13 protein-coding genes and 1 tRNA gene are annotated in these 19515 nt (G+C 62.3%); 1 reads left to right on the forward strand and 13 read right to left on the reverse strand.

The genetic code is table 11. From position 1 onward, the window contains the following. Positions 1-36: 36 nt before the first annotated feature. The 13 genes from O4H53_RS20335 to O4H53_RS20395 form a co-directional block, all read right to left on the reverse strand. Positions 37-1839: an ABC transporter transmembrane domain-containing protein gene (locus O4H53_RS20335; RefSeq protein WP_269366737.1), complete on the reverse strand. Its 1803-nt coding sequence runs from the start codon at positions 1837-1839 to the stop codon at positions 37-39. An 89-nt stretch (positions 1840-1928) separates the two neighbouring features. Next, positions 1929-2002: transfer RNA gene (locus O4H53_RS20340), tRNA-Gly, on the reverse strand. A gap of 105 nt (positions 2003-2107) precedes the next feature. Further along, positions 2108-3142: a pyridoxal-phosphate dependent enzyme gene (locus O4H53_RS20345; RefSeq protein ID WP_269366739.1), complete on the reverse strand. Its 1035-nt coding sequence runs from the start codon at positions 3140-3142 to the stop codon at positions 2108-2110. Between the two features lie 160 nt (positions 3143-3302). Then, positions 3303-3869: a hypothetical protein gene (locus O4H53_RS20350; protein WP_269366740.1), complete on the reverse strand. Its 567-nt coding sequence runs from the start codon at positions 3867-3869 to the stop codon at positions 3303-3305. Beyond that, positions 3869-6109 carry a xanthine dehydrogenase family protein molybdopterin-binding subunit gene (locus O4H53_RS20355; protein ID WP_269366742.1) on the reverse strand — a complete coding sequence of 747 codons (2241 nt, stop codon included), beginning with the start codon at positions 6107-6109 and terminating at the stop codon, positions 3869-3871. The genes O4H53_RS20350 and O4H53_RS20355 overlap by 1 nt, the downstream gene beginning before the upstream one ends. A gap of 2 nt (positions 6110-6111) precedes the next feature. After that, the gene (locus tag O4H53_RS20360; RefSeq protein WP_114275919.1) at positions 6112-6570 is read right to left on the reverse strand and encodes a (2Fe-2S)-binding protein; all 459 of its coding nucleotides are present in this window, start codon (positions 6568-6570) and stop codon (positions 6112-6114) included. A gap of 118 nt (positions 6571-6688) precedes the next feature. Beyond that, a complete protein-coding gene (locus tag O4H53_RS20365) occupies positions 6689-7969 on the reverse strand; it encodes a hypothetical protein (RefSeq protein ID WP_269366745.1) in 1281 nt (426 codons plus the stop codon). Positions 7970-8113: 144 nt separating this feature from the next. Next, positions 8114-9340, reverse strand: coding sequence for a hypothetical protein (locus O4H53_RS20370; protein ID WP_269366747.1), 1227 nt, complete (start codon positions 9338-9340; stop codon positions 8114-8116). A 196-nt stretch (positions 9341-9536) separates the two neighbouring features. Continuing rightward, on the reverse strand, positions 9537-10754 hold the full coding sequence (locus O4H53_RS20375; protein WP_269366749.1) for a hypothetical protein: 1218 nt from the start codon (positions 10752-10754) through the stop codon (positions 9537-9539). A gap of 140 nt (positions 10755-10894) precedes the next feature. Continuing rightward, the gene (locus O4H53_RS20380) at positions 10895-12148 is read right to left on the reverse strand and encodes a hypothetical protein (protein ID WP_269366751.1); all 1254 of its coding nucleotides are present in this window, start codon (positions 12146-12148) and stop codon (positions 10895-10897) included. A 544-nt stretch (positions 12149-12692) separates the two neighbouring features. Continuing rightward, complete coding sequence (locus tag O4H53_RS20385) at positions 12693-13901, reverse strand: hypothetical protein (RefSeq protein WP_269366754.1); 1209 nt, start codon at positions 13899-13901, stop codon at positions 12693-12695. 400 nt (positions 13902-14301) lie between these two features. Beyond that, positions 14302-15414, reverse strand: a complete 1113-nt coding sequence (locus O4H53_RS20390) for an S-(hydroxymethyl)glutathione dehydrogenase/class III alcohol dehydrogenase (RefSeq protein WP_114275969.1) — start codon at positions 15412-15414, stop codon at positions 14302-14304. 106 nt (positions 15415-15520) lie between these two features. Beyond that, positions 15521-15973: an Lrp/AsnC family transcriptional regulator gene (locus O4H53_RS20395; RefSeq protein ID WP_114275926.1), complete on the reverse strand. Its 453-nt coding sequence runs from the start codon at positions 15971-15973 to the stop codon at positions 15521-15523. 136 nt (positions 15974-16109) lie between these two features. Between O4H53_RS20395 and O4H53_RS20400 the strand changes: the two genes are divergently transcribed. Next, positions 16110-19508, forward strand: a complete 3399-nt coding sequence (locus O4H53_RS20400) for an indolepyruvate ferredoxin oxidoreductase family protein (protein ID WP_269366757.1) — start codon at positions 16110-16112, stop codon at positions 19506-19508. The last annotated feature ends 7 nt before the right edge of the window (positions 19509-19515 follow it).

The following is a 19515-nucleotide window of genomic DNA, read 5'->3' on the forward strand; positions in this document are numbered from 1 at the left end:
CGCAGCGGCAGGATTCCGGGCCGGAATTTCGCGCCCCTATTCGGCAGCGATGCCATCGGTGAATTGCAACCGTGCCAGCCGGGCATAGAGGCCCCCCCTGGCCACCAGGGCATCATGGGTGCCTGTCGCCACCACGCGCCCCGCTTCCAGAACGACAATGCGGTCCGCCTTTTTCACGGTCGCCAGACGGTGCGCCACGATCAATGTGGTACGGTCACGGCTCAGGTGGTCCACCGCCTGTTGCACCGCACGCTCGCTTTCGGCATCCAATGCGCTGGTTGCCTCATCCAGCAGCAGCACCGGCGCGTCGCGCAGGATCGCGCGGGCGATGGCAATGCGCTGCTTCTGCCCGCCGGACAGCATGACGCCACGTTCGCCCAGATAGCTGTCATAGCCATCGGGCAGTGCCGCGATGAAATCATGCGCGGCAGCGGCCCTTGCGGCGACCTCCACTTCCGCATCGCTGGCTTCGGGCCTGCCAAAGCGAATGTTTTCCGAGGCCGAAGCGGCAAAGATCACCGGGTCCTGCGGCACCAGCGCGATGGCCTGACGGAAGGCATCCCGCGCCACTTCGCGCAGGTCCACCCCATCCAGCGTGATGCGGCCGGACGAAGGATCATAGAACCGCAGGATCAACTGGATGATCGTGGTCTTTCCCGCCCCGGATGGGCCGACGAAAGCCACCGTTTCGCCCGGCTGAATGTCCAGCGTCACCCCATCCAGCGCCGCAGTGCCGGGTCGCGCGGGGTATGAGAAATGCACATCCTCGAACAGGATCCGCCCGCGTACCGGGTCCGGCAAAACACCCGCTTCCACCGGGTCCTGCACACTGTCCTCGGCTTGCAGCAGTTCGACAAGCCGCTCCGTCGCGCCCGCCGCGCGCTGCAACTCGCCCCAGATTTCCGACAGCGCCGCAACCCCGCCCGCAACCATCACCGCATAGATCACGAATTGCACCAGTGCGCCGGGGGTCATATTGCCCTCGCGCACATCATTGGCCCCGATCCACAGAACCCCGACCACGCCGGAGAAAACCAGGAAAATCACGATCACCGTCATCGCGGCGCGGGTCTTGATCCGGCGGCGGGCGGCGTCGAACGACCCTTCGGTCATGCGGGCAAAGGCATCGCGCGTCACGGTTTCATGGGTAAAGGCCTGTACCGTCTGCACCGCACCCAGGCTTTCCGAGGCATTGCCGGAAGACGCCGCGATCCAGTCCTGGTTTTCCCGGCTGATGACGCGCAAGCGGCGGCCCAGCACAAGGATCGGGATGACCACCGCAGGCACGATCAGCAGCACCAGCCCGGTCAGTTTGGCCGAGGTCAGCAGCATCAGCGCAAGCCCCCCCGTGAAGATCAGGATGTTGCGCAGGGCGATGGAAACGGAGGAGCCGATGACGCTGAGGATCAGGGTGGTATCGGTGGTGATCCGGCTCAGCACCTCACCGGTCATGATCCGTTCATAAAACGCAGGGCTCATGGAAATGACCCTGTCAAAGACCGCGCGCCGGATATCGGCAACCACACGTTCGCCCAGCCGCGTCACCAGCGCATAGCGCAGCCCGGTGCCGACAGCCAAGAGCGCCGCGATCCCCAGGGCAGCCAGAAAGTAACGGTCCAGCAGTTCGGTTTCGGCAGACCGGAAGTTGTCCACCACCCGGCGCACCGCCAGCGGCAGGGTCAGCGACACCATCGCCGTCAGCATCAGCGCCAGCACCGCCAGGGCCATCAGCCCGCGATAGGGCAGCATGAAAGGCAAAAGCGCCCGAAGCGCGCCGATCCGCCGCGACTTTTCACGTTCTTCGGTCTGGGTCGGTGCGGGAACGGGTGCGCGTGCCATGGTTCGTCCTTTTTAGTCGTGACGTGTCATGGCGCGGCAGCACGCAGGGGTCAAGCGCCACCGATGTCGCAGTTGAACTTTGGAAGGGCTGGAGCGGGCGGCGGGAATCGAACCCGCATCATCAGCTTGGAAGGCTGAGGTCTTACCATTACACAACGCCCGCGCAGGGATTGAGTTAAGTCATCCGATCCGGAGCGTCAAGAAGGGCAATGCCGGCTTTCGACCCGCAGGCAGATATATCCGCCCCGCGCGGCGCACCCCGTCCCGGTCAGCTTTCCGGGCCCTCGCTGAGGATACACAGCACATTTGCCTTTGGCGTGATGCCCAGCGCGCGCTTGCCCTCCGCCCCAAGGGCCAGCAGGGCGGCAATGCCCGCAGCCCCCGAAGGGGTCGAGGCCAGACCGGCGACCATCGCGGTCCCCGCGCCTACCTGCGCCTCCTGCTCGGTGATCAGCGCATAGGCATCCGCATCGCGCGCCAGCCCCTTCAGGGCGATCAGCGAGGGGCTCTTGCAATCCAGCCTGCCCATGTTGCTGGCGGGCCCCGGGCTGGTCACCGCCCTGCCCGCCGCAACCGAGCCATAAAGCGCCGGGGCCACTGCCGGTTCGACCACGACGATCCGCGGGCCATCCCCCCAATGCGCCCGTGCACAGGCGGCACAGGCCCCCGCCAGCCCGCCAACCCCGGCCTGCAGAAAGATATGGCTGGGCACCCGGGGCATCTGGCGCACCGCCTCGGCCATCAGCGCGAGGTAGCCTTCCATCACCGCCAGCGGATCTTCGGTATATCCCGCCCAGGCCGTATCCGACAAAAGATGCCAGCCTTTCGCCGTCGCCTCCTGCTCCGCCGCGGCCATGGCCTCCTCATAGGTCGCCCCCGCGCGGCGCACCTCGGCCCCTTGCGCTTTCAGCCGCCCGGCAAAGGCATCCGCCACCGTTTCGGCAATATAGATGACCGAAGATGCACCGAATGCCGCCGCACCCGCCGCCACCGACAATCCGTGGTTGCCCGCACTTGCGGTGACATAGGTCCGGCCGCGCGCAGCCTTGCCGTGGCGGGCGATGACATGGGCGGCCCCCAGCGCCTTGAAGCTGCCAAGCCCCATGCGCCCGCGTTCATCCTTGACCCAGACCTGCGCCACTCCCGCCTCCACCGCGATGGCCTCGGCCTCCACCAGCGGGGTTTCGGCGGCAACCGGACAGCGCGCCAGCAGCGCCTCTACCCCGGCCGCATCAGCAACGGGGAATGGGATGTCATCCAGACCGGAAACAGCGACCGGACGTGCAACGTTCAAAATATCCATAAAGCGTCCGACCTTATATCTGAATCATCCCGTGACACGCATGTCCCGAGAGCGCCGCAGGCGCGGCAGGGTATTCGTGTCTCAAGTTCAAGGTCGGGCGCCTGGGTTACCGGACACGGCGACGCAGGCCACGTCAGGTGCTGCCCGGCAACTGCATATGTCAATCGCAGGGCGCACCGGCGGCCCCCCAGATCTCCACATCGGCGGCGATATCCTCGGGCGTGCCATCAGGGGCAGAGCGGCCCGCGCCGGGGGCATAGCCCCAGGCCACGAAAGGCGAGCTTCGCAGGTGTTCGGCAAGCTCGGCAATATCGTTGCCGTCATTGGTTTCCGGATCGCGCATCTGTGCGCAGATCTCGGCGCTGGACCTGCCCAGCCAGGCCAGCTCGACCGGGGGCAGACGCCAGGCATCACTGATATGGGGCGGCGCATGGGGCACGGTATTGGCCCTGCCCGTGGTCACATGACAGGTCCGGCAGGGCGTGCTCAGCGCGCCGATCCGGGTCTCGTCCGCCAGAACCCCCATGCCGTGAACGGTATCTGCCCCATAGCCCAAACCGTTCCACATCGGTTGACCGCTTTCGCCCACATGGCAATTGGTGCAGCGCGGATGCGAGACCTTTTCAAAGATCCGGTCCCAGGCGGCAAGGCCCGCTTCCCGGCTCTCCGTGGTTTCCTGTGCGGCCAGCGGGGCTGCCAGCAACAGCGCTGCAATCAAGAGGCGCATCAGACAAAACCCACATGTTTGGCAAAGGGCAATTCGCGGATCCGCTTGCCGGTCGCGGCAAAGATCGCATTGCCCAGCGCGGGTGCGGCGGGTGGCACGCCCGGTTCACCGATGCCGCGGATCCTGTCGCCGTTTTCCAGACCGCGCACCATGATCTGAGGTGTCTGGTGCAGGCGCATCCCCTCGAACACATGGAAATTGTCCTGCTGGGCCACGCCCCCAGCATAGGTCAGCTCGCAGTTCATCGCATGGCCCAGCCCCCAGATCACCCCGCCCGAAAGCTGCGCCTCGAAGTTCACCGGGTCCAGCACCCGGCCCACATCGGCGGCGACAAAAACCTTGTCGATGCGGATGCCGCGATCCGTCTCGGTGACTTCCACCACCTCGGCCACCGGCACCCCGAAGGACAGGGTAAAGGCGACCCCGCGCCCCCGCCCCGGGCCAAGGTCGCTGCCCCAGCCCGACATCTCGGCCACCGCTTCAAGCACCTTGCGCGAAGTGTCGTGCCAGCACAGGCGCAGCCGTTCCTCCAGCGGGTCGGCCCCGGCGGCGTGGCACAGCTCATCCAGAAAGCTCTCATGCAGGAAGCCATTGCCGGAGGCCCCGACCGACCGCCAGGAACTGACCGGCACCATCGGCGGCACCCGGTAGCCGGTGACCCGGTAATCCGGGATCGCATAGGGCTGGTCCCAGGCGCCGGCGACAATCGCCACATCCGGCCCGATGGCGGGCTGGCCCAGACGGCCCAGCGAGGACGCGGTCACGGAAGGCGCCGCAATGCCCAGATCATAGGCTGCCACCTGACCGCCCGACACCGCCCCCCGCGCGCGGCTGATCGCCAGCGGACGGGGAAAATCATGGGTCATGTCCTCTTCCCGGCTCCAGACCATCTTGATCGGGGTGTCGGGCATCTCCAGCGCAATCTCGACCGCCTGCCGGATGTAATCGTCTTCCAGCCGCCGCCCGAAGCTGCCGCCGGACATCAGCACATGCACATGGACGTTTTCAACCTCAAGCCCGGCCACGGCAGCGGCCCCCTCCTGCACGAAACGCGGGATCTGGGTGCCGGTCCAGATGTCGAGCCGCCCCTCCGTCAGTTTCACGACCACGGACATCGGCTCCAGCGGGGCATGGGCCAGATAGGGGATGCGATACTCAGCCTCAAGCACATCCGCACCGTCGAGCGCCGCTTCCACATCGCCCTCGTCCTTGAACCGGCTGTCCTGCCGGTCCTCGATGAAAGAGGCGGCAACATCGGCAAACTGCGCGGCCGTATCGCCGATATAGGGCGCTTCGCCCCAGTCCGCCTTGACCGCATCCGCCGCCTGAAAGGCGCGCCAGGTGTTGTCCGCAACCACGGCAAAACCCCCGGTGATCGGCATGATGGCCTGAACGCCCCGCATCACCTCTGCCTCGGTCGCATCATAGCCCAGAATGCCACCCCCAAGCGCCGGATTGGTGCGGGTGGTGGCATGCACCATGCCCTCCATCACCAGGTCGATGCCATAGATCTGCGTGCCGGTGGATTTGGCAATGATGTCGGTGCGCAGATGATCCCGCCCCAGCATCCGCCATTCCGACGGGTCGCGCAGGGTGACATCCTGCACCGGGTCAATCTCTGCCGCCGTGGCGGCCAGATCGGCATAGGCCAGCCGCATCCCGTCAGGCAGCACCACCGCGCCGCTTTCGGTGCGCAGCTGATCGCGGTCCAGGCCGGTTTGCTGCGCCGCCGCCGCCAGCAGCGTCGCGCGCGCGACAGCGCCGGCATGGCGCAGACGGTCGTACATATCCGGCACCGTCGACGACCCACCGGTCAGCTGCAGCCCCAGAAGCTTGCCCACCACATCCGCCGCCCCGCGCCCGGTGCGCGCCATCATGCTGTCGGAAGTCGCGGCAATCGGCATGCCTTCCGCGGCTACAACCCCGTTGTAATAGGCGGCCGAGGGCATGCCCGGATCAATCCGCACATCCGCCAGCTCCACATCCAGCTCTTCCGCCAGCAGATGCGCCTGGATCGAATAGGCGCCCTGCCCCACATCGGCACGCGGGGTGATCAGCGTCACGCCCTGGGCATCCACCTTGACGTAGGGGTTGAAGGCCACCTCGCCCGGTTTCAGCTCTGCCAGCAGCGGGTTCTTCACGTCCCGCTTGTACATGTAGGTGCCAAAGGCGACCCCGCCCAGCACCGCGACCGACCCCACCAGAAAGCTGCGGCGCGCGATGGTTTTCACCCGTCCCATGCTCAGACCCCCTGCAACTTGGCGGCGGCGGTCTTCACGGCGGCGCGGATGCGCGGATAGGTCCCGCAGCGACAGAGGTTCCCGCTCATCGCTGCGTCGATCTGTTCGTCGGTCGGCTCCGGGTTGAGGTCGAGAAAGGACGCCGCCTGCATGATCTGCCCCGACTGGCAGTAACCGCATTGGGCCACCTGATGGTCCACCCAGGCCTGCTGTACCGCATGCAGCGCCTGCGGGGTTCCAAGCCCCTCGATCGTGGTCACTTCGCCATCCACATCTGCCGCCGCCAGTTGACAGGACCGCACGGCGACCCCGTCCACATGTACGGTGCAGGCCCCGCATTGCGCGATCCCGCAGCCATACTTCGGGCCGGTGATGCCCAACTCGTCACGCAATACCCACAAAAGCGGCATGTCGTCTTCGACCTCCACCTCGTGATCGGTTCCGTTGACGCGCAGTCGCATGGTCAGCCTCCAACTGGTCTTGTGGGGGAAGCTTAGCGCCAAAAACCGGCAGGTAAAGCAGGAGAAGACGGCCGGGCCATTGACCCGGCGGCAGCTTCAGACCGTCAGGAAATCCCCTTCAGCGCGAGGCTTCCAAAGCCTCAAGCGCAGCCAGTCTGCTGACCAATGTCCTGATCTCAGATTCCTGGCGCGCATTCTGCCGTGTCAGGGCCGCGATCTTGTCTTCCTGCTCCAGTGTGTACAGCGTCAGTTCCTCGATTTTCTTCAGATGCGCCATCTGCATCTCGGTCATGTCCACACCATTTGCCCTGATCTCAGCCTCCGAAGGGATGTCCGGCAAATGCCTGTTCGTGCCGATGAAATCCCTGACCTCGGCCAGCGACCGCAGGGGGTAATCCGCGCCAAAGACGTAATCGGGCACGTTCAGCGTGGTGTTGTTCACCACCAGCCGTCCCGTCACCACAACCGCGTCAGGGGCAGAATTGATGCCCAGTTTCAGCAGGTTGTTGTTGGCGGCATTGTCGATCTTCAGCGGCGTGTTGCCCCCCGCGATGCCGACGTTCAGACGACCTGAATCCTGCTGATTTCGGAATTCCCATGTGCTGGGGGTGGTGCCGTTCTGCTTGAGGCGGAACGCGGAATCGGAGCCGCTACCCGCCGCTTCGAAAAGCGCGAAGGCATCCGTATTGGACGCATTGGACCGGATGTGCAGCAATTCCTCGGGCGCATCGGTGCCAAGACCCACAAATCCGGTTTCGTCGAGATGGAAAGACCCGGATGGCGCCGTCCGGTCAATGCGGAATGGGGTGGTCCCGGCGGTCAGATCGCTGACGCTGAAAGCGGTTTGCCCGACGATCCGCCAGGCCTGTGGCGGCAAAAGCCCATTGCCGGTCTGTTCCAGCCGCAAGCCGGGGCCGATGGCCCCGGAGGCATGCAGCCGGTCCTGCGGAAACATCGTGCCCAGCCCGATGCCGCCACCATTGTCGATCCAAAGCGCATTCTCGGGCGCGCCACCCTCAATGCTGAAGGGGATTGTGTCAGCACTCAGATCCTCGATCGAAAAGCGTTCGATCCCGCCATTGTAATCGTCGTTCGGCCTGATCCGCCAATCGCGCCCGGGGTAATGCCCAGTCCCTGCTACCGACTGGTTTACCATGTCAATCCAGGCCTGCTTTGGTGTGTCGATGGTAAGCGGCCTGTCATAACTGGTGGGCTCGTCCTCGCCGCATCTCAGCCCCAGACAAAGGTTGCCGATGCTGGCGCTGCCCGCAACCGTGAGGTCCGCTTTCTGCAGGTCTCCGTCAGCGATACGGACACCGTTGTTGAAGATGTCCTGCGCCGAAGCGGTCAGTGCGGAGGTCATCGACAAAGCGACAATGATAAAAAGCCGGATCAACATGGGACAGTCTCCCGAAACGGAAATGGCGCAGGCAATGGCCGGGGTGCTGGCGCAAAATGACTTATGTTAAAATCCCGCCTCCCCTCAGACGGCTGGCAATAGTTAACAGGACGGGAGCCCGTCCTGTCAAACCTCATGGCGCGCCTATTGCGCCGCAAGCGCCTCCAGCGCCGCTTCCAACCGGGCGATACGGTCCTCCTGCATCGCAATGCGCGCGTCCTGGGTTGAAATGCGGTCCTCTTGTTCAAGCGTATAAAGCGTCAGCTCCTCGATCTTTTTCAGGTGGAGCATCTGCATCTGGGTCATGTCGACACCGGTCGCAGCAATCTCAGCAGCCGATGGCACATCCGGCAGGTGGCTGTTGGCGTCGATAAACGCCTGCACCTCGGCCAGTGGGCGCAGGGGATAATCGGCGTCGAACACGTAATCCGGCACGTTCAGTTGCGTGTTGTTCACGACCAGCGTACCGGTGATGTTCACCTCGCCCGGAAGGCCGTTGCGCCCCAGCCGCAACAGGTTGTTGTTGGCGGCACTGTCGATCTTCAGCGGCGTATTGCCGCCCGCAATGCCGACGTTCAGACGGCCGGAATCCTGCTGGTTGCGGAATTCCCATGTGGTTGGGGTCACCCCGTTCTGGCGCAGGCGGAAAGCCGCGTCAGAGCCTGCGCCATTGGCATCGAACAATGCAAAGGCGTCGGTGTTGATGGCGTTGGAACGGATGTGCAACCGTTCCTCGGGCGAACCTGTGCCGAGGCCGATATTGCCATCTCTGTCGACCACCAGCGAGCTGACCGGCGCGCCGGCCCTGACGTGAAACGGTATCGTGCCGCCGGTGGTATCGCTCAGGAAAAAGGACGTTTCGTTTCCGCCCAAATCCCAAACCCGGGGCGCAAGGATCACAGAACCTTGTTCAAAACGCTGGATCGCCGTGTTCTGACTGAAAATGTGCAGTTCCTGTTGCGGCAGAGCGGTCCCGAAACCGATCCTTGGCTCGCCACCTACCGATGAGACGTAAAGACTGTTGGGATGAGTGTTGGCTTCGATCCGGAACGGCGTTGTGTTGTTGGTCTGGTCGCGAACGACGAAATTGTTCGACCCGTCAACATTGGTCTGCAGACTCCAGTCGGCAAACCCACCGGAGACGCTGGTGTCATCGAACAGGATCTCCGGTTGGGTGCTTTTGATCTTGATGTCTTCATTGTTGAAAACCTCACCATCCACGCATGAGACAGCGCCGACGCATAGATTGCGTTGGACGATCAGATCGTCGGCAATCACCTGATCGGCGCTGGCCGGACAGGCCATGAAAGCGAGGCCCAGAAAGGCCCCAAGACACGAGACGGATTGTGGTACGAATATCTTGATTGGCATCTGTCAGTCTTCCTGTGAAAATACGAAACGCGTGGAATAGGGTTGTCCCAATCATCGGCCGGGACATACAGCGACCATGCCAACAGGCAATGATCCTGCCAACATCTTATTTCAGAAGGCCCGCAGCGCCTGCGCGCCTTCGAAAGTCGTGTTTCGCATCCACGGGCCCCGCGCCGGTGCGGTGACCGCATGGACCTTATCTGAGGCTGTCGATCTGAGCCTGAAGGAGGGCGATCGAGCGCTCTTGCGCAGCCAGACGCATGTCCTGCCCCGCGCGGGCCTGTTCCAGTTCCAGGGTATAAAGCGTCAGTTCCTCGACCTTCTTCAGCAGCGTCATCTGCATCGCAGTCATATCGACACCTTTCGCAGCAATTTCCGCCGCCGATGGTACATCCGGCAGGTGGGAGTTTTCGTCAATGAACGCCTGCACCTCGGAGAGCGGGCGCAGCGCGTAATCATGTGCAAAGACGTAGTCGGGGACATTCAACTGGGTGTTGTTCACCACCAGCGTGCCGGTGATATTGACCTCTCCGGGTTTGCCGTTCCGGCCGAGACGGATCAGGTTGTTGTTTGCGGCATTGTCGATTTTCAGCGGCGTGTTGCCACCGGCAATACCGACATTCAAGCGACCGGAATCCTGCTGATTGCGGAATTCCCATGTGGTGGGGATGAGGCCGTTCTGGCGCAGGCGGAAGGCGGCGTCCGATCCTGCCCCATTGGCATCGAATAGCGCGAATGCATCGGTGTTACTGGCGTTCGTGACAATATGTAGCTTTTCTTGGGGGGAGTCTGTGCCCAGCCCAATTTTTTCCCCGTTGATGACGAACGACAATTGGTTGTTTCCACCGGGAACGATCAGGAAAGGTGTGGAGTCTGCAGTCACATCGTAGATCTGAAAACCGGCATTTAGAGAAACCGGATCACCGATCTGCCAGGCTTGTCCGATTGAGGTGCTTTGCAGCCGAAGCGATGGCGAGGAACTGTCCGAAACAATGTGCATATCTGCCTGTGGGATGGAGGTGCCCAAACCGATATCGCCATCCGCTGCCACAAACAGGCTGCTGGTCGGCGCATCGCCCTCGACCACGAATGGCGTGGTGTTCGCCGTCAGGTTCCTGAGAATGAATCTTTCCAGCCCGGTCGATCCTGTTTCATTCGCTTCGAGCGCCCAGTCGGCTGTTGGGAATCCGGAGCTGGTGGAGTTATCTTCAAACACGACCCGCGTGTTGTTGCCTTTGATCACTACGCTATCATAAAGGCCTGCGAATGTTTCGTTAGTTGCGCAACCAAGACCCACGCAAAGGTTGTCGCGGATGGTTGGGCTCGTGCTGCTCAGCACTTCGGCGTGCAGCGGCGCGGCAACAATCAGCAGGTTGAAAAGAAAAGGTGTCAGCAGGAAGTTTCTGTTCAGCATGGTTTTTCCTTTGATAAATTTATCGAATGTCTCGGTGCAAATCGCTTGACGGCAGTCTCTCGGGTGCCTGCTCCGCCGACTAAATAACGGAGCAAATCCGGCGTTCTGTAAAACAACCACCAGTAGAGACACTAATCCATCTATTCCGACAGCAGCGCTTCGATCCTGGCCAGTCTTGTCGTCAACGCAGCGATCGTTGCTGTCTGTTCAGAGATCTCCTTCTGCTGCTCCAGCGTATAGAGCGTCAGTTCCTCGATCTTTTTCAGATGCACCATCTGCATAGCGGTCAGGTCCACGCCATTCGCCTTGATTTCGGCCTCTGAGGGGACATCCGGCAGGTGGGAGTTTTCGTCAATGAACGCCTGCACCTCGGAGAGCGGGCGCAGCGCGTAATCATGTGCAAAGACGTAGTCGGGGACATTCAACTGGGTGTTGTTGACCACCAGCGTGCCGGTGATGTTCACCTCGCCGGGCAGGCCGTTGCGGCCCAGACGGATCAGATTGTTGTTTGCGGCATTGTCGATCTTCAGCGGCGTGTTGCCGCCAGCGATGCCCACGTTCAGACGGCCCGAGTCCTGCTGATTGCGGAATTCCCATGTGGTTGGGGTCACGCCGTTCTGGCGCAGCCGGAATGCCGCGTCAGAGCCTGCGCCGTTGGCATCGAACAATGCAAAGGCGTCGGTGTTGATGGCATTGGAACGGATGTGCAGCAATTCCCCGGGCGTATCGGTGCCAAGCCCGACAAAGCCATCGGTGTCAATGTAGAGCCGACTGGAATTGTCCGTCAGGTCGCGGATTTCGAAGGTGTCGGCGGCGGTCAGTTCCCAGGAATGCGCGCTGCCGCCACTCCTGGTCATGCGGATTGCGGCTTCGTTTCCTGTATCGACAAGATGCACCTTGGCCTGCGGGATCGAGGTGCCGAGGCCCAGATTGCCCGACGTGGCAAGCCAGAAAGCATTGTTCGGCACTGCGCCTGCAATGGTAAAGGGCGTGGTGGCTGCCGAGTTATCCTCGACCGAGAAACGGTCAATCCCGCCGCTGTTGGGATCGTTGACGCGCAAGGTCCAGTCGCGGTTGGGCACGGATGCACCCGACGTATCGACAAACTCGATGGAAGTGTTGGTATATCTTAACCGCAGCGCGGTCTCATTGGGAATAACCTCGCCGGGACTGCAGCTGTTGCCCATGCAGACCTTGCCGTCAAGGACGGTCAGGTCTTCGACATAGAGGCTGCCTTCGGAAGGGTTTCCAACCTGCCCGACTGCGAGCGGCACCTGGATCACCAGATCGCCTTCGATGTTGACATCATTGGGGTGGGTGGTCTGAGCCAGGACAGGTCCCGCCAGCAGGCAGAACATGGTGCAGAGGGACGGGGCAGGTAATTTAATCGGCATCATAGCCTCCTGGGCACCTGGTGGCCCCGGCCCGGCCAGGGAACATGGTGCAAAAAAGTTTATCAAAATGAGGACACAGCAAGGCGCCCGGTGCAGCAAGTTAGCGCCCGGATTTGCCTTGCGTCAATTGTTTCGGTGGCGCGGGTCAAACCGCGCTGTTGCACCCGGGCCGTCTGGATCCGGCCAGGCCGGGCCTGAAGGACTTCCATCTGGGCCGGTTTGCCCTCTTGCAGGCGGCGCGTTTGCAGGCGGCTCTTGCGCTCTGCCGGGGCTTGCAGAGCGTCCGTTCTCAACCTTCTTCACCAGCGTCATCTGCATCGCGGCCTTGGCAATGCCCCTGGATGCGATCCCGCCTTCGGACATCTGTTCTGGCGACTGGCTGTTGGCGTCGGCAGGGACCGCAGGCATGCCCGGGAGCACAGGCGCAATCCTAAACGCAAGAAGCGGCACCCATTTTCATTTCTGGCCCCGGATCATGGGCCGAAATTCAAATGGATGCCGCGTGGGTCCTTTCACAGGACCGGTTGGCTGTCAGCCGTCGTCCTTATTCGGTCAGCAGCGCCTCGACCCGGGCCAGACGATCACGCAGATCGCTGTTCTCCTGTTTCTGCGCCGTGATCGCATCTTCCTGCTGCAGGGTGTAGAGGGTCAGTTCCTCGACCTTTTTCAGCAGGGCCATCTGCATGCCGGTCATGTCCACGCCGCCAGCCGCGATGTCCTTTTCAGAGGGCACTTCCGGCAGGTGGCTGTTCTGATCAATGAATGCCTTCACCTCTGACAGGGGCCGCAGCACGTAGTCATCCTTGAACACATAGTCCGGCACGGAAAGCGCGACATCGTTTACCAGCAGACGCCCGGTAATCCGGACCACATCGGTTTCAGTGTTCGAGCCAAGACGCAGCAGGTTGTTGTCGGCCTGATCGTCGATCTTGAGCGGTGTGTTCCCGCCCGCAATGCCGATATTCAGACGGCCCGAATCCTGCTGGTTGCGGAATTCCCAGGTTGTCGGGATCAGACCGTTCTGGCGCAGCCGGAAGGCCGCATCGGAGCCGCTGCCATTGGCATCGAACAGGGCAAATGCATCAGTATCCGGCGCGTTCGAGCGGATATGAAGCTGCTCCTCCGGTGCCGCAACACCGAAACCGACCCTGCCCGTTTCCGTGATGATCAGGCTGTCATTGGGCGCATCCGCTTCAATGACATAGGGAATCTTGGTGTGGGTCACATCCACAATCAGAAAGTTGCTTTCATTGGCAACCACATCCCAGATCTGGGCTCCCGGCCCACCGGCGGTCTGCTCAAGGCGGATACCGGGGCTGTCGGTGGCCGTCAGGTGCAGATCCCGCATCGGGAATTGCGTGCCCAGACCGACATGGCCGGTGTCATCAAGGATAAAGCCGTTGCCCGGCGCCCCCGCCATGATGCGGAAGGGTTGCTGGCCCCCGGTGACATCCGTGATGGCAAAATAGCTGTCGCCGGTCGGATCATTGTCGTTGATATTGATGCGCCAGTCGTTCAGGGGCGCGGGCGACACCGAGGTATCGTTGAACAGAATACTGACATTTGTGCCTGCCAGTGTCAGTTCGTCATCGGGCGATTCAAAATCGTCGTCACATCCCCCCCCGATACAAAGGCCGACACCCAGAAGGGCCCCCAGGTCAAGATCGATATCAATGATCTGAGCCTGTGCCGGAACACTTGTCATCGTAATGGGCAGAATCGCCGCGATCAGGGATTTCCTAAAATTGGTCATTTCACTTCTCCAAACCAGTACCCCTATGGTTGTAGGCGGAGAATCCGAATAAATTTTGACGAGATTTCTCAATATTACGGATTGGACCCGTTCTATTAACTGAATCTTAATTAAATTTACGTAGCCCGCAAAATCAGGCACTTCCGGGGGCCAAACCTCGGAAATGCCACGGAACCGGTGGGAAAAACGCCCAAAATGTGCCGCTCGCCTGCAAGTTGTAGGCGTAAGGATTAACATTATTGAATTTTCGCAGGCCGCATACAGCGCCACACTCGCACCGGAACACAAGGCCGTTCAGACCTTGGAGTCGTTCAGACCCTGTTTTGCTTCGCGCTACGGGTTGCGAAACAAAACAGGTCTTTCGGCAGCATTATAGCATATGTGACGATAAAGTCATCCGTTAAAATTCAACTACCGCGCGAATGGACTTTCCTTCATGCATCAACTCGAAGCCGTAGTTGATCTCATCCAGGGTCAATTTATGCGTAATCATCGGGTCGATCTCGATTTTTCCGGACATGTACCAATCGACGATCTGCGGCACATCGGTCCGGCCCTTTGCACCGCCAAAGGCCGTGCCGCGCCAGACCCGCCCGGTCACCAGTTGGAAGGGACGGGTGGAAATTTCGGCCCCGGCAGCGGCCACACCGATGATGATGCTTTCGCCCCATCCCTTATGTGCAGCTTCCAGCGCGGTACGCATCACCTTGGTGTTGCCCGTCGCATCAAAGGAGTAATCCGCCCCGCCGCCGGTCAGTTCGACCAGATGCGCGACCATGTCACCCTCTACATTGTTGGGATTGACGAAGTCGGTCATGCCGAAATACTTCGCAATCTCGGCCTTGTCGTCGTTCAGGTCAACGCCGACGATCTGGTCCGCACCCGCCAGGCGCAGCCCCTGGATCACGTTCAGCCCGATGCCGCCAAGGCCAAAGACCACGCAGCGCGCCCCGATCTCGACCTTGGCGGTGTTGATGACCGCCCCGATCCCCGTTGTCACGCCGCAGCCGATATAGCAGATCTTGTCAAAAGGTGCATCCTTGCGCACCTTGGCCAATGCGATTTCCGGCACCACCGTGTGATTGGCAAAGGTGGAACAGCCCATGTAGTGATGGATGGGCGTGCCATCCAGCATGGAGAACCGCGTGGTTCCGTCCGGCAAAAGCCCCTGCCCCTGTGTCACGCGGATCGCCTGGCAGAGGTTGGTCTTGCCTGACAGGCAATATTCGCACTGCCGGCACTCCGGCGTATAAAGCGGGATCACATGATCGCCCGGTTCCAGCGTCGTCACACCTTCGCCGACTTCCAGCACGATACCGGCACCCTCATGGCCCAGGATCGCGGGAAAGATGCCTTCGGGATCGTCGCCCGAACGGGTGAATTCATCGGTGTGGCAAAGCCCGGTCGCCTTGATCTCGACCAGCACCTCCCCCTTCTTTGGCCCTTCGAGGTTCACTTCCATGATCTCTAACGGTTTACCTGCCTCAACGGCGACGGCTGCACGGGTCTTCATCATGGGGAGTCCTCCGGTTTTGAATTTCTGGCAAAAGGCCCAAGCTGGGCCGCGATGTCAAGCGGCGCGCGCCTGTCGGGCAAGAAATACCAGCCGGTGACAGGGCTCAGCCGCCCAGCGGCGCATTCGACTTGATCCGCCGCAGCACGACATTGGTCTGCGCCGAGTTGACGGCGGGCTGCACAAACAGGAAATCTTCGAGGAAGGTATTGTAGGCGTCGATGTCCCGGCACAGCACCCGCAGGTGATAATCCGCCTGCCCCGTGGTGGCAAAACACTCCGTCACTTCCTCGCGCAGCTGCACCGCCGCGATGAAGCGCGCCAGCGCCTGGGTGTCGTGGCGGGTCAGATGCACATGCACGATCGCCTCGAACCCAAGGCCCATCGCAGCCGGATTCACCATCGCGCCATAGCGTTCGATCACCCCCGCCTCTTCCAGCGCCCTGACCCGCCGCCAGCAGGCCGATGCAGAGATATTCAACTTTTCCGCCAGCTGTGCGTTGGACTGACGGGCGTCCTGCTGCAGCAGGCGCACAAGTTTGCGATCAATGGCTTCCATCTGCCTTCCTGAATTATTTGTTCACCATATGGCGTACTGATGAATTATTCACCCGGATATCACAAGGGACGAAGCGAGAATAGACAGCAAATACCGGAAAAACTGCGCTAAACTGACCTTTCAGGAGGCATTTCACATGACCAAGCAGGACCAGAATTTTTCCACCTATGCGCTGGACGACCGCTACGCGCTGCCGCGCGGGCGCGTCTTCATGACCGGCACGCAGGCACTGGTGCGCATCATGCTGGACCAATCACGGCGCGATCAGGCGGCGGGGCTGAACACCGCCGGTTTCGTCTCGGGCTATCGCGGCTCCCCGCTGGGTGGTCTGGATCAGGAGATGTGGCGCAACAAGTCGCGCCTGGACGCGGGCCGCATCAAATTCCTGCCTGCGGTGAACGAAGACCTTGGTGCAACCGCCGTTCTGGGCGCGCAGCAGGCCCATTTGGACCCCCATGCGGAGGTCGAGGGCGTCTTTTCCATGTGGTACGGCAAGGGACCGGGCGTGGACCGCTCGGGCGATGCGCTGAAACACGGCAACGCCTATGGCTCCGCCCCCAAGGGTGGCGTGCTGGTGGTGGCGGGTGACGATCACGGCTGCGTCTCTTCCTCCATGCCGCATCAATCCGACGTGGCCTTCATGGCCTGGTTCATGCCCACGCTGAACCCGGCCAGCGTTGCCGAATATCAGACCTTCGGCGAATACGGCTTTGCCCTGTCGCGTTTCACCGGCACCTGGGTCGGGTTCAAGGCGATTTCCGAAACGGTGGAATCCGGTGCCTCCGTCGATCTGGCCCCGGACCGCGAATTCGTCCAGCCCGACTATACCGCGCCACAGGGCGGGCTGCATGTACGGCTGGGCGATCTGCCCTCGCCGCTGATCGAAACCCGCCTGCACGACAAGCTTGAGGCGGTCGAAGCCTTTGTCGAGGCCAACCCCATCGACCGGCGCATCTACGACCTGCCCGGCGCCTCCTTCGGCATCGTGACCACCGGCAAGGGGCATCTCGACCTGATGGAGGCGCTGCGCCTGCTGGGCCTGACCGAGGACCGCTGCCGCGCGCTTGGCATCGACATCTACAAGGTCGGCATGGTCTGGCCGCTGGCCCGGCGCGATGCGCTGGCCTTTGTCCGCTCCAAGCGCGAAGTGCTGGTGATCGAGGAAAAGCGCGGCATCATCGAAAGCCAGTTCAAGGAAGCGTTTTACGACTGGCCCGGCTCCAAGCCCGCGCGCATGGTCGGCAAGCACGACGAGAACCTGGAGGAACTGGTACCCTGGACCGGCGAGCTGTCGCCGCTGAAACTGGTGCCGATCCTCGCCGCGCGGCTGCATGCCTTCTTCCCCGGCGAGGGGCTGCAGGACAAGGCCCGCGCCCTGACCGACACGCCACCCACCCTGCTCAACGTGCCCGGCGCCACCCGCACGCCCTATTTCTGCTCGGGTTGCCCGCATAACACCTCGACCAGGCTGCCCGAAGGCTCCACCGCCAATTCCGGCATCGGCTGCCACGTCATGGCCTCCTGGATGGACCGCGACACCGCCGGTTTTGCCCAGATGGGCGGCGAAGGCGTGCCCTGGATCGCCACCTCGATGTTCAACGGCGGCAAGCATGTATTCCAGAACCTTGGGGAAGGCACCTGGTATCACTCCGGTTCGCTGGCGATCCGGCAGGCCGTGGCCGCCAAGACCAATATCACCTACAAGATCCTCTACAACGACGCCGTCGCCATGACCGGCGGCCAGCCGGTGGACGGCCCGGTCTCTGTCAGCGGCATTGCGCAGGCGGCGCGGGCCGAGGGGGTCACCCGCATCGCCATTGTCTCCGACATGCCGGAAAAGTTCACGCAGGGCGACTTTCCCATGGGGACCACCTTTGACCACCGCCGCGATCTGGACACGGTACAGCGCGAGCTGCGCGAGATTCCGGGCGTCACCGTCCTGATCTACGAACAGATGTGCGCCACCGAGAAACGCCGCAAGCGCAAGCGCGGCACGCTTGAGGATCCGCCGAAGTTCGTGATGATCAACGATCTGGTCTGCGAAGGCTGCGGCGATTGTTCGCTGGAATCCAACTGCCTGAGCGTGGAACCGAAAAAGACCGAATTCGGCACCAAGCGCCAGATCAACCTGAGCACTTGCAACAAGGATTATTCCTGCCTCAACGGCTTCTGCCCCTCTTTCGTGACCATCGAAGGGGCCACCCGCCGCCGCAAGTCCGGTGCCGGTTTCGACGTGGCCGAGATGGCCGCCGCGCTGCCCGACCCCGAGATGCCGCGCCTTGACGAGCCCTATGACCTGCTGGTTACCGGTGTCGGCGGCACCGGCGTGGTGACCGTGGGCGCGCTGATCTCCATGGCGGCGCATCTGGAGGGCAAGGGCGCCTCCGTGCTCGACTTCACCGGTTTCGCGCAGAAATTCGGCACCGTGCTGGGCTATGTGCGGCTCGCCAACCGGCCCGATGATGTGCATCAGGTCCGGATCGAGGAAGGCCACGCCGACGCGGTGATCGGCTGCGACATGGTGGTAAGCTCCGCACCCAAGGCCTCGGCCCATTACCGCAGGGGCACACGGATCGTGCTGAACCGGGCGGAAATGCCCACCGGCGACCTGGTGCTGAACCGCGATGCCGATCTGGCGATGGACAGGCGCGAGGCGGTCATCGCGGGCGTTGTCGGTGCCGGGAACCTCTCTGCCTTCGATGCCAATGCCATGGCCGAACGGCTGATGGGCGACGCCGTCTTTGCCAATGTGATGATGCTGGGCTTTGCCTGGCAGAAGGGTCTGGTGCCGGTCTCGCTCACCGCGCTTTATCAGGCGATCGAGCTGAACGGCGTGGCCCCCGACCGCAACAAGGACGCCTTTGCCTATGGCCGCGTCATGGCGGCGGACCCGGATAAGCTGGCCCTGCCCCAACCGACCCCGCCGGATGAGACGGTTCAGGGCTTGATCGACCGGCGCATGGAATTCCTGACCGATTACCAGGACACCGCCTATGCCCGCCGCTACGCTGAGACACTGGCCCGTTTCGCCAATACCGGCGCGACCGATGCCATGCAGCGCGCGGCAGCGAAATCGCTGTTCAAGCTGATGGCCTACAAGGACGAATACGAGGTCGCCCGCCTGCACAGTCAGACCGGTTTTGCCGCGCGCATCGCCGAGGAGTTCGAGGGCGATTACAAGGTCAGACATCACCTCGCCCCGCCGATCTGGCCCACCGGCCGTGACACCCGTGGCCGCCCCTTCAAGAAGAGCTTTGGCCCCTGGATGGGGTCTGCCTTCCGCCTGCTGGCCCGGATGAAACGCCTGCGCGGCAGCTGGGCGGATGTGTTTTCCTACGGGGCGGACCGGCGGCTGGAAGTGGCGCTGATCGGCTGGTACGCGGATCTGCTGGACCAGGTGGCCCGCAGCGCATTGCCCGAGGAGGACAAACTGGCCCTGCTCGCCGCACCGATGGAAATCCGCGGCTACGGCCCGGTCAAGGAAAAGGCGGCTGAAAAGATCCGCGCCGAGGTGAAGGCGCGCCTGTCAGCGTAACGTTTTC

This window comes from Sulfitobacter sp. G21635-S1 (assembly GCF_027213915.1).
GTDB lineage: Bacteria > Pseudomonadota > Alphaproteobacteria > Rhodobacterales > Rhodobacteraceae > Sulfitobacter.